The following is a 10969-nucleotide window of genomic DNA, read 5'->3' on the forward strand; positions in this document are numbered from 1 at the left end:
GGCACGTCTACTTTTTACCCTAAATCATAGAGCCAATTCATGTTTAAACGATTCGAATCTTGGGTTGAAGCCCTACCCGATGTAGAGCCCACTAAACCCCCAACGGGCATTTATGCTTTTTGTCGCCATTACACTAAAGGCTATGAGCTGCCATTGATACTCATGTCAGTGCTTACTGCACTACTGGCCATGCTTGAGGTCTCGCTATTTGGCTTTATGGGCCAATTAGTCGATTGGTTAGTGAACAAAAATCCCCAGACCCTATTCCAAGATGAAGGCACAACCCTGCTGTTGATGGGCGCTATGGTAATGATAGTCATGCCATTATTGGTGTTATTACACGCACTCATCATGCATCAAACCCTGCTTGGCAATTATCCCATGTCCATTCGTTGGCTTGCCCATCGTTATTTACTTAAGCAGAGCGTGTCTTTCTATCAGAATGATTTCGCGGGCCGAATTGCCACTAAAGTCATGCAAACCTCTTTGGCCGTGCGTGAAACTGTGATGAAGCTGCTCGATGTGTTGGTTTACATTTTAGTGTATTTCACGTCTATGTTAGTGATGATTGCCAGCGCGGATGTGCGTTTAGTGCTGCCAATGTTAGTCTGGTTAGCGCTCTACATTGGCCTGCAATGGTATTTTGTCCCTAGATTGAAAACGGTTTCCACTGAACAAGCGGATGCTCGGTCAACCATGACGGGGCGTATTGTCGATAGCTACACCAATATCACCACAGTGAAACTTTTTGCCCATACGGATAAAGAAGCCGACTATGCAAAGGAAAGCATGTATAGCTTCTTGGACACGGTTTATCGCCAAATGCGCTTAGTGACTGGAATAAGTGTCAGCGTGCAAGTGATCAACTACCTGCTTGCATTCAGTATTGCAGCGGTTTCAATTGCCCTTTGGGTTGATAGCGCTATTACCGTTGGAGCCATCGCCATCGCCGTGAGTTTAGCGCTACGCTTAAACGGTATGTCACAGTGGATCATGTGGGAAATCAGTTCGTTATTTGAAAATATCGGCACTGTCACCGATGGGATGAATACCCTTTCGAAAACGACGATTATTCAAGACGCACCCGATGCCAAAGAACTTACTGTCACCCAAGGTAAAATTGATTTTAACCAAGTGGACTTCCATTACGGTGAACAAACCGGGGTAATTGACCACCTTAATCTGACGATTAAAGCCGGGGAGAAAGTGGGACTCGTAGGTCGCTCTGGCGCAGGAAAATCGACCCTAGTTAACCTACTAATGCGTTTTTATGATGTTGAAAATGGTCAAATTAGTATTGATGATCAAGACATAAAAACAGTTAGGCAAGATTCTCTGCGCTCACAAATCGGCATGGTGACCCAAGACACTTCACTCTTGCACCGCACCATCCGTGAAAATATTCTCTATGGCAACCCTAATGCCACTGATGAGCAACTAAATTGTGCCATTAAACAGGCTCAGGCCCATGATTTTATTAATGAACTTACCGATCCCAACGGTAATCATGGCTTAGATGCCCAGGTCGGAGAGCGCGGAGTAAAACTCTCCGGTGGGCAAAGGCAACGTATTGCGATTGCGCGGGTGTTATTAAAAAATGCGCCGATCCTATTGCTCGATGAAGCCACATCGGCACTGGATTCTGAAGTCGAAGCCGCAATTCAAGAAAGTTTGTATGAGTTAATGCAAGGCAAAACCGTTATCGCCATCGCCCATCGTCTTTCGACCATTGCCGCCATGGATAGGCTGATAGTGCTAGATCAGGGTCGTATCGTCGAGCAAGGTACGCATCAAGAGCTAATTGCCGCAGGCGGTATCTATGCACAGCTATGGGCTCACCAAACTGGTGGTTTCTTAGGTGTAGAGTAAGCCAAAGGTTAAATGATGCAAGGCGACACAAAACTGTGAATAGCGGTGAATAACTGTGAAAACGGTAAATAAGTGTCGCCTTATTTTATCTCAAATCAGTCCTCAACTAAGCCGCCCCTTCGGGCAAATCTCCCTGACCATATCCATACCTCAAACCCGTTTGATATCTGCGGCATTGATATAGCAAGAGCCGCTAGCAGCTAGGCAATGCAATTGAGCAGAATGACAACGCGTGAGATAAGCTCACAATAGATTGGTCAGCATAAGATCTAGAGGGAAAGAATAGAGTGGAAATCAGCCGAATAACTTTAGGTTAAGAAATGAGGGATGAATTGCATCATTTTCAATCAAATACTTAAACTCATTCAAACACTTAAAATTGAGATACAAAAAACCACCATGAGGTGGTTTATTGTCTTTAATCAACGTTTCGATAAACCTTGATTAAAATTGGTATCCCCTAGGGGATTCGAACCCCTGTTACCGCCGTGAAAGGGCGGTGTCCTAGGCCTCTAGACGAAGGGGACACAAGGACATATTAATTTGAACTTAATGTTCCCGTTTAACATCTACGGTGTCCTAGGCACTCTCTTCTAAAGAACGAGGGGACGCAAGGACTGATGTTTAACCTCATCACTGAGGTATTACTTCTATCCTACAAACAACTCGTTAGCTGTTTGTGAGACACCCTATCTTTTAAAGATAAAGTGGTATCCCCTAGGGGATTCGAACCCCTGTTACCGCCGTGAAAGGGCGGTGTCCTAGGCCTCTAGACGAAGGGGACACAAGGACTGATGTTTAACCTCATCACTGAGCTATTGCTTTATCCTACAAACAGCTCGTTAGCTATTTGTGAGACACCCTATCTTTTAAAGATAAAGTGGTATCCCCTAGGGGATTCGAACCCCTGTTACCGCCGTGAAAGGGCGGTGTCCTAGGCCTCTAGACGAAGGGGACACAAGGACATATTAATTTGAACTTAATGTTCTCGTTTAACATCTACGGTGTCCTAGGCGCACTCTTCTAAGGAACGAAGGGGACACAAGGACTGATGTTTAACCTCATCACTGAGGTATTACTTTTATTCTACAAACAACTCGTTAGCTGTTTGTGAGACACCCTATCTTTTAAGGATAGAGTGGTATCCCCTAGGGGATTCGAACCCCTGTTACCGCCGTGAAAGGGCGGTGTCCTAGGCCTCTAGACGAAGGGGACACAAGGACATATTAATTTGAACTTTCTTTAATATCAAAAAATTCCCGTTTAACATCTACGGTGTCCTAGGCACACTCTTATAAAGAACGAAGGCGACACAAGGACTGATGTTTAACCTCATCACTGAGGTATTACTTTTATCCTACAAACAACTCGTTAGCTGTTTGTGAGACACCCTATCTTTTAAGGATAGAGTGGTATCCCCTAGGGGATTCGAACCCCTGTTACCGCCGTGAAAGGGCGGTGTCCTAGGCCTCTAGACGAAGGGGACACAAGGACATATTAATTTGAACTTTCTTTAATATCAAAAAATTCCCGTTTAACATCTACGGTGTCCTAGGCACACTCTTATAAAGAACGAAGGCGACACAAGGACTGATGTTTAACCTCATCACTGAGGTATTACTTTTATCCTACAAACAACTCGTTAGCTGTTTGTGAGACACCCTATCTTTTAAGGATAGAGTGGTATCCCCTAGGGGATTCGAACCCCTGTTACCGCCGTGAAAGGGCGGTGTCCTAGGCCTCTAGACGAAGGGGACACAAGGACATATTAATTTGAACTCAGTGTTCCCGTTTAACATCTACGGTGTCCTAGGCACTCTCTTCTAAAGAACGAAGGGGACACAAGGACATATTAATTTGAACTCAGTGTTCCCGTTTAACATCTACGGTGTCCTAGGCACTCTCTTCTAAAGAACGAAGGGAACACTAGGACATATTAATTTGAACCTCTTTCAAAAGAAGCTCTCGCTTAATATGGCGAATTTGGTGGAGCTAGACGGGATCGAACCGTCGACCTCTTGCATGCCATGCAAGCGCTCTCCCAGCTGAGCTATAGCCCCAAAATCTTTCGATGTGACTGATATTCAGCCTATCGGATAATTTTAGATTTGTTCTTACCAAACAACTCGTTAGTTATTTGCTAGGAACCCTATGTTCTAAAACATAAATGGTATCCCCTAGGGGATTCGAACCCCTGTTACCGCCGTGAAAGGGCGGTGTCCTAGGCCTCTAGACGAAGGGGACACAAGGACATATTAATTTGAATCTTCTTTATAAAGATCCCCGTTTAACATCTACGGTGTCCTAGGCGCACTCTTCAAAAGAACGAAGGGTACACAAGGACATATTAATTTGGCTAACATTATTGCTAACACTGCCACCGCTTAATATGGCGGTAAGTTTGGTGGAGCTAGACGGGATCGAACCGTCGACCTCTTGCATGCCATGCAAGCGCTCTCCCAGCTGAGCTATAGCCCCAAACTTATCAAACTACATTTAAGTGCACTGCAAGCATTTGCTCGCCTGTGTCTCAACTGCGTGGCGCATTCTATGCAGCACACCTAAAAGTGTCAACTCGTTTTTTAGGAATTTATTCTATCTGCTACAAATTCAATCGCTTTGGATATTCTTTGCTCAGAACGGCTTCTTCCAATTAAAAATAACGTAATATCAAGGCCCGGTGACTGCCCTGCTCCAGTGACAGCAACGCGTAATGGCATACCCACTTTGCCCATACCCACATTTAATTCAGTCGCAGTATCTTCAATCGCCTGATGAATCGCCTCAGCAGTCCACTCAGGTAATGCGGCTAACTTTTGCTGTACTAATTGTAATGGCTCAAGTGCTACACCACGTAAATGCTTTTTCGCCTGCTCAGCATCGAACTCTGCGAAGTCTTCATAAAAATAGCGACTAGAGGCGGCTAACTCTTTTAAGGTCTTGGCGCGTTCAGCTAATGCAGTGACGACGGCAGATAAGGCAGGACCATTTGAGGTATCAATCTTTTGGTCGTCCATGTGCCACTGTAAGTGAGAAGCTACATAGTCAGGATCGAGCGTCTTAATATAGTGTTGGTTCAACCAAACTAATTTTTCAGTATTAAAAGCAGAAGGCGCCTTGTTAATATCGTCTAACTTAAAGTATTGCTTCATTTCCTCGAGAGAGAAAACTTCTTGATCGCCGTGTGACCAACCTAAACGCACTAAATAGTTGAGCAGCGCTTCGGGTAAATAGCCATCATCACGATATTGCATTACGCTCACCGCACCATGACGCTTAGATAACTTAGCGCCGTCATCACCCAAAATCATCGATACATGGGCATATTCAGGAATAGGTGCACCTAGCGCTTTAAGGATGTTGATTTGGCGCGGAGTGTTATTGATATGATCTTCCCCACGTACCACACAAGTGATCCCCATATCCCAATCGTCTACGACGACACAGAAGTTATAGGTAGGTACACCATCGGTACGGGCGATGATCAAGTCATCTAATGCATCGTTTGAGAATTCAATACGACCACGAACGTGATCGTCAAATACCACAGAACCGCCAATTGGATTTTTGAAACGCACAACGAAAGGCTCGTCACTCTCACCCGCTGACAGAACACGCGCAGGCAAATCACGGCAGCAGCCATCGTACTTTTGCGCTTCACCATTTGCTGCTTGTGCTTCTCTCAAGGCATCGATGCGTTCACGTGAGCAATAACATTTATATGCTGTACCCTGCTCTAACATTTGCGCGATGATTTCGTTATAACGGTCAAAACGCTTAGTTTGGTAATATGGACCTTCGTCCCAAGTCAAACCTAGCCAATTCATGCCTTCTAAAATGGCATCACAAGCAGCTTGGGTCGAACGTTCAATATCCGTATCTTCAATGCGTAATACAAACTCACCATTATTGGCGCGGGCTTGTAACCAAGAATAAAGTGCAGTACGGGCACCGCCCACGTGCAAAAAGCCTGTTGGACTAGGGGCAAAACGCGTCTTAGTTGTCATAATGGGACACTAACCTATATAAAGTCGTCTAGATAAAGACAATCACAGTAAAAAGTGCGCTTATTCTAACAGTCAAAGTCTGCGCTGCAAATGGGCCATACAGGCCAGCTGCATATATCTCATAAAATCCCCCTACCGAGCCGCGCCTCCTTTATATAAGCAACCTTTATATAGACCATCATCCTATCCACTGAAAATCAGTCCAAAAGTCTGGGCAATACAATATTGATCAATCACCAATTCACTTATTAAGCTGGCGACCCAACAAGTGACGGGAAAGCTATTCGATACCTTAATGGCTTAATAAAGTAACACTTTGATTGATGGCGTGATTAACAATAAGCCAATGCGAACAAAAATAGCGCGACCAATGCTTTTTTCATTAAAAAGCGTTGACACTAGATCGAACCTCCCTATAATACGGCTCCACACAGCGAGGTCGATTAGCTCAGCTGGGAGAGCACCTCCCTTACAAGGAGGGGGTCACTGGTTCGAGCCCAGTATCGACCACCATAGCTTTATTAAATAATAATGTTATGGTTTACAAGCCGTTATATCCCAGGTCGCTTAGCTCAGCTGGGAGAGCACCTCCCTTACAAGGAGGGGGTCACTGGTTCGAGCCCAGTAGCGACCACCATATAACGCTTTAACTGTATAAGTCATTCCCAGGTCGCTTAGCTCAGCTGGGAGAGCACCTCCCTTACAAGGAGGGGGTCACTGGTTCGAGCCCAGTAGCGACCACCATTCATCCTATGAATAATGACTTAGCTTTGTGTATGTAAGAATTCCCAGGTCGCTTAGCTCAGCTGGGAGAGCACCTCCCTTACAAGGAGGGGGTCACTGGTTCGAGCCCAGTAGCGACCACCATATTCTACAATACTCAATTTATCCCAGGTCGCTTAGCTCAGCTGGGAGAGCACCTCCCTTACAAGGAGGGGGTCACTGGTTCGAGCCCAGTAGCGACCACCATATTCTGCAATACTCAATTTATCCCAGGTCGCTTAGCTCAGCTGGGAGAGCACCTCCCTTACAAGGAGGGGGTCACTGGTTCGAGCCCAGTAGCGACCACCATACTTTTTCCCCCATAAACTTTACCCTCAGCCCGACTCAACTATGCTTGATCTAGATCAGCGCGTATTTAATTGGTCATTTCACGTTTAATACTCCCGTTAAATACCAAATATGATTGCCACCCATGCCTGATCACACTCTGCCTTTGGCATACTTGGAGATCAACACTATGGCCAGTGTCAGCCAATCCGCCTCCTTAACCCATATTGCGGCTTACCTAAAACACACCCACGCCTGCGATGAGCAAACCGCCCTAAAGGAAGCCCGGGAAGTCATGCAGAATCTGGTGAGCATGCGCCAAAAAGGCTATATCACAGGTTGGTATTTCGATGAACGCGGCCACTTAGAATTGCTTCCAAGCGATGCAATTCTTAAACGCATAGGCGCTGACGACGACTAATTTTTCAACGCTATAACTCAAAGCCAGATATTATTTTATTTCCTTCAATACGGCTTTCTCCTCGCTTAAACCATGGCATCAACCTATTAAACTCAGTCATTTTTTAAACTCATTTTGATCTCAAAATAACTAATTACGCTTACTTAATCAGCAATGACAGAATACTCATCAGCAAGGCTGAAATAACCGTTTGGGTGGATTTCCACCCAAAGCAAAAATAAGCGTGAGCGAGATCTCACCCATTAAACTAAAAGTGTGACAAACATCAAATCAACTACACTTTAGTAACCAAACACTTACAGAAAGCTGCGTAAGTTGGCGTGGTATTTGCCTTTAGTAAGACAGACCTCAGGGAAATCAAGGCTGTATTCCTACTCACACTTGGTAACAAACTAACCAAGACTGGGGACAAATCCTAACAACAGAAAAAGGAACTCAAAAATGACATTGAATCAACAGATTGGAATCACCCGCCCATTGAAAACCGTTGCGAAAATGCTCGCCCTCGCCTCGGTGTTCGCAACTAGCTTTAACCTGTTCGCCGCCCCAGTTGAAATCAAATTTTCCCACGTTGTTGCGGAAAATACCCCAAAGGGCCAAATGGCACTTAAATTTAAAGAACTGGTCGAACAACGTTTACCGGGTGAATACACTGTCAGCGTATTCCCTAACTCACAGTTATTTGGGGATAACAATGAGTTAGCAGCACTTTTGTTAAACGATGTGCAATTTGTGGCCCCTTCACTCTCTAAATTTGAGCGTTACACTAAACGCCTACAAGTATTTGATTTACCATTTTTATTTAATGATATGGACGCAGTAAACCGTTTCCAACAAGGTGAAGCAGGCCAAACGCTGCTGAACTCTATGAGCCGCAAGGGAATTGTCGGTTTAGGCTATCTGCACAATGGTATGAAACAATTCTCTGCCAATACCCCGCTAAAGCAACCTACCGATGCTAAGGGTCTTAAGTTCCGTGTTATGGCCTCTGACGTATTAGCGGCTCAGTTTGATGCCGTCGGTGCCATCCCAGTGAAAAAACCTTTCTCTGAAGTGTTCACCCTGCTACAAACCCGCGCCATCGATGGTCAAGAAAATACTTGGTCTAACACTTACTCACAAAAATTCTATGAAGTTCAAAGCCATATTACTGAAAGTAACCATGGTGTCTTAGATTACATGGTCGTGACTTCTGATGCGTTCTGGAAAGGCTTACCCGCTGACAAACGTAAGATCATCAAAGAAGCATTAGATGAATCCATCGCCTTAGGTAATAAAATCGCGGCCGAGAAAGACAACGAAGATAAGAAGTTAATCCTTGATTCTAAACGTTCTACCTTAGTGACTTTAACACCTGCTGAACGCCAACAATGGGTCGATGTAATGAAGCCAGTTTGGGCTAAGTTTGAAGATCAAGTCGGTAAAGATGTGATTGAAGCCGCTGTTGCTGCAAATAAACAATAATGACAATACGCCGCTTAACCCTATTCGGGGTTAAGCGGTATTTGAGCGAGGGGGGTACAGCTGTGATATCGCGAATTTTTGGTTACTTTGAAGAAGGTGTACTCAATCTTTTGATCACCTTAATGACACTACTCGTATTTTCCGAGGTCGTAGCCCGATTTTTCTTCCATACGGGTTTTTTATGGATCCAAGAGCTCACATTAACCCTCTGTGGTTGGTTTGTGTTATTTGGTATGTCCTATGGCGTAAAAGTCGGTGCCCATATCGGTGTCGATGCCTTTGTTAAAAACTTAGCACCAAGGGCCAAAAAAATCACCGCCCTACTGACTACCTTAATTTGTTTAGTCTATTGCGGGCTGTTTTTAAAAGGCAGTTGGAGTTATTTAAGCCAAATGTACCAAATCGGTGTACCGATGGAAGATATTCATTTCCCTCAGTTTTTACTACATTCAATCGATCCTGATGTTGCTTGGAACACCTTTAAGATTGATGTAGAAGATGGTGCTGTCCCTATTTGGTTATCACAAAGCATCTTACTCATTGGTTTCAGTATGCTGACTTGGCGCTTCCTAGAGCTATTTATTGCCATCCTACGAAACCAAGCTTCAGGCGTCCACCTTGCCGATGAAGCCAAAGAAAGCATGCACTTAATCGATAAAAAACTGCCCGCAGACGAAGCAGACCATAACAAGACTCAAAAAGGGGATAAATAATGACGATTGCAATACTATTTATCGTCCTATTCGGCTGTATGTTTTTAGGCATGCCAATCGCGATTGCGCTCGGTTTCTCCAGCATGCTGACCATTTTATTATTTTCGAATGATTCTTTAGCTTCTGTCGCCCTAAAGCTATATGAATCCACTTCGGAACATTACACCCTATTAGCTATTCCATTCTTCATTTTATCCTCTGCATTTTTATCTACTGGCGGTGTAGCAAGGCGGATTATTGATTTTGCGATGGACAGTATAGGACATGTCCGTGGTGGTTTAGCCATGGCATCCGTGATGGCCTGTATGCTATTTGCCGCAGTTTCAGGTTCATCCCCAGCAACCGTTGCGGCGATTGGTTCTATCGTTATCGTGGGTATGGTGAAAGCCGGTTACCCCGAAAAATTCGCCGCGGGCGTGATTACTACTTCGGGTACGCTTGGCATTTTGATCCCACCTTCGATTGTGATGTTGGTTTATGCGGCGGCAACGGAAGTGTCAGCGGCCAGAATGTTTATGGCGGGCCTAATCCCTGGTTTAATGATGGGATTACTGCTAATGGTCGCCATTTATATCGTCGCCCGTTTCAAGAATCTGCCGTCACGCCCTTTTCCTGGTTTTAAGCAACTTGGGATATCCAGTAGTAAAGCCCTCGGCGGATTGGCGCTGATCTTTATCGTATTAGGTTCCATCTATGGCGGCGTAGCAAGTCCAACCGAAGCCTCGGCCGTCGCATGTGTCTATGCGTACTTTATTGCCGTATTTGGCTACCGCGATATTGGCCCATTGAAGAATGTTGCATGGCGCAACCCAAATGAAAACCTAGTCGCGGCATGCGGGCGTAACTTAGCCCATATGGTGCTAGGCTTGATTAAAACCCCGATTGACAAAGAAGTGCGTCATGTCGTGCGTGATGGCGTGAAAGTCAGCATTATGCTGCTGTTTATCATAGCTAACGCTATGCTGTTTGCCCATGTGTTAACCACAGAGCGCATTCCACACATTATTGCCGAATATATAGTCAGTATGGGCTTACCCGCTTGGGGCTTCCTGATCATCGTTAACTTACTGCTGCTGGCTGCGGGTAACTTTATGGAGCCGTCCGCCATTGTGCTGATTATGGCGCCAATCCTTTTCCCCATCGCAACCCAGTTAGGGATTGATCCTATCCATTTAGGCATCATCATGGTGGTGAACATGGAGATTGGAATGCTAACACCGCCGGTGGGACTCAACCTCTTCGTGACGGCGGGGATCACAGGCCGCAGTATTGGTTGGGTTATCCAATCTGTGCTCCCGTGGTTAGTCCTGATGTTGGTCTTCTTAGTCCTTATCACCTATGTGCCACAAATATCACTGTTTTTACCCGAACTGCTCGATAAGCTGAACGGATATTAATCACAAGGGATAAAGATTATTCCTTGATTCTAGTTAGTTTTTAAGCGA

At 45.1% G+C, this 10969-nt stretch carries 6 protein-coding genes and 15 tRNA genes; 11 read left to right on the top strand and 10 right to left on the bottom strand.

The window, feature by feature from the left end:
* The first annotated feature begins 39 nt into the window (after nucleotides 1-39).
* Nucleotides 40-1869 carry an ABC transporter ATP-binding protein gene (locus JFT56_RS12640; RefSeq protein ID WP_198780445.1) on the top strand — a complete coding sequence of 610 codons (1830 nt, stop codon included), beginning with the start codon at nucleotides 40-42 and terminating at the stop codon, nucleotides 1867-1869.
* A gap of 451 nt (nucleotides 1870-2320) precedes the next feature.
* Here JFT56_RS12640 and JFT56_RS12645 read toward each other — a convergent pair.
* The 10 genes from JFT56_RS12645 to gltX all read right to left on the bottom strand — a co-directional run bounded on the left by JFT56_RS12645 (nucleotide 2321) and on the right by gltX (nucleotide 5876).
* Nucleotides 2321-2396 (bottom strand) — tRNA-Glu (locus JFT56_RS12645).
* Nucleotides 2397-2577: 181 nt separating this feature from the next.
* Nucleotides 2578-2653, bottom strand: a tRNA-Glu gene (locus JFT56_RS12650).
* 97 nt (nucleotides 2654-2750) lie between these two features.
* Nucleotides 2751-2826: transfer RNA gene (locus JFT56_RS12655), tRNA-Glu, on the bottom strand.
* 182 nt (nucleotides 2827-3008) lie between these two features.
* Nucleotides 3009-3084 (bottom strand) — tRNA-Glu (locus JFT56_RS12660).
* A gap of 195 nt (nucleotides 3085-3279) precedes the next feature.
* A tRNA-Glu gene (locus JFT56_RS12665) sits at nucleotides 3280-3355 on the bottom strand.
* A 195-nt stretch (nucleotides 3356-3550) separates the two neighbouring features.
* A tRNA-Glu gene (locus tag JFT56_RS12670) sits at nucleotides 3551-3626 on the bottom strand.
* A 227-nt stretch (nucleotides 3627-3853) separates the two neighbouring features.
* Nucleotides 3854-3929, bottom strand: a tRNA-Ala gene (locus JFT56_RS12675).
* A gap of 108 nt (nucleotides 3930-4037) precedes the next feature.
* A tRNA-Glu gene (locus JFT56_RS12680) sits at nucleotides 4038-4113 on the bottom strand.
* Nucleotides 4114-4271: 158 nt separating this feature from the next.
* A tRNA-Ala gene (locus JFT56_RS12685) sits at nucleotides 4272-4347 on the bottom strand.
* Nucleotides 4348-4451: 104 nt separating this feature from the next.
* Nucleotides 4452-5876, bottom strand: coding sequence for a glutamate--tRNA ligase (gene gltX, locus JFT56_RS12690; protein WP_198780446.1), 1425 nt, complete (start codon nucleotides 5874-5876; stop codon nucleotides 4452-4454).
* A gap of 437 nt (nucleotides 5877-6313) precedes the next feature.
* Here gltX and JFT56_RS12695 point away from each other — a divergent pair.
* The 10 genes from JFT56_RS12695 to JFT56_RS12740 all read left to right on the top strand — a co-directional run bounded on the left by JFT56_RS12695 (nucleotide 6314) and on the right by JFT56_RS12740 (nucleotide 10921).
* Nucleotides 6314-6389 (top strand) — tRNA-Val (locus tag JFT56_RS12695).
* Between the two features lie 48 nt (nucleotides 6390-6437).
* Nucleotides 6438-6513, top strand: a tRNA-Val gene (locus JFT56_RS12700).
* Nucleotides 6514-6544: 31 nt separating this feature from the next.
* Nucleotides 6545-6620, top strand: a tRNA-Val gene (locus JFT56_RS12705).
* Between the two features lie 47 nt (nucleotides 6621-6667).
* Nucleotides 6668-6743 (top strand) — tRNA-Val (locus JFT56_RS12710).
* 26 nt (nucleotides 6744-6769) lie between these two features.
* A tRNA-Val gene (locus JFT56_RS12715) sits at nucleotides 6770-6845 on the top strand.
* A gap of 26 nt (nucleotides 6846-6871) precedes the next feature.
* A tRNA-Val gene (locus JFT56_RS12720) sits at nucleotides 6872-6947 on the top strand.
* Between the two features lie 169 nt (nucleotides 6948-7116).
* A complete protein-coding gene (locus tag JFT56_RS12725) occupies nucleotides 7117-7347 on the top strand; it encodes a hypothetical protein (RefSeq protein ID WP_198783566.1) in 231 nt (76 codons plus the stop codon).
* A gap of 441 nt (nucleotides 7348-7788) precedes the next feature.
* On the top strand, nucleotides 7789-8811 hold the full coding sequence (locus JFT56_RS12730) for a TRAP transporter substrate-binding protein (RefSeq protein ID WP_198780447.1): 1023 nt from the start codon (nucleotides 7789-7791) through the stop codon (nucleotides 8809-8811).
* 62 nt (nucleotides 8812-8873) lie between these two features.
* Nucleotides 8874-9524 carry a TRAP transporter small permease gene (locus tag JFT56_RS12735; RefSeq protein WP_198780448.1) on the top strand — a complete coding sequence of 217 codons (651 nt, stop codon included), beginning with the start codon at nucleotides 8874-8876 and terminating at the stop codon, nucleotides 9522-9524.
* On the top strand, nucleotides 9524-10921 hold the full coding sequence (locus JFT56_RS12740) for a TRAP transporter large permease (protein WP_198780449.1): 1398 nt from the start codon (nucleotides 9524-9526) through the stop codon (nucleotides 10919-10921). The genes JFT56_RS12735 and JFT56_RS12740 overlap by 1 nt, the downstream gene beginning before the upstream one ends.
* Nucleotides 10922-10969 lie beyond the last annotated feature (48 nt).

This window comes from Shewanella putrefaciens (assembly GCF_016406305.1).
GTDB classification, from domain to species: Bacteria; Pseudomonadota; Gammaproteobacteria; order Enterobacterales; family Shewanellaceae; genus Shewanella; species Shewanella putrefaciens_C.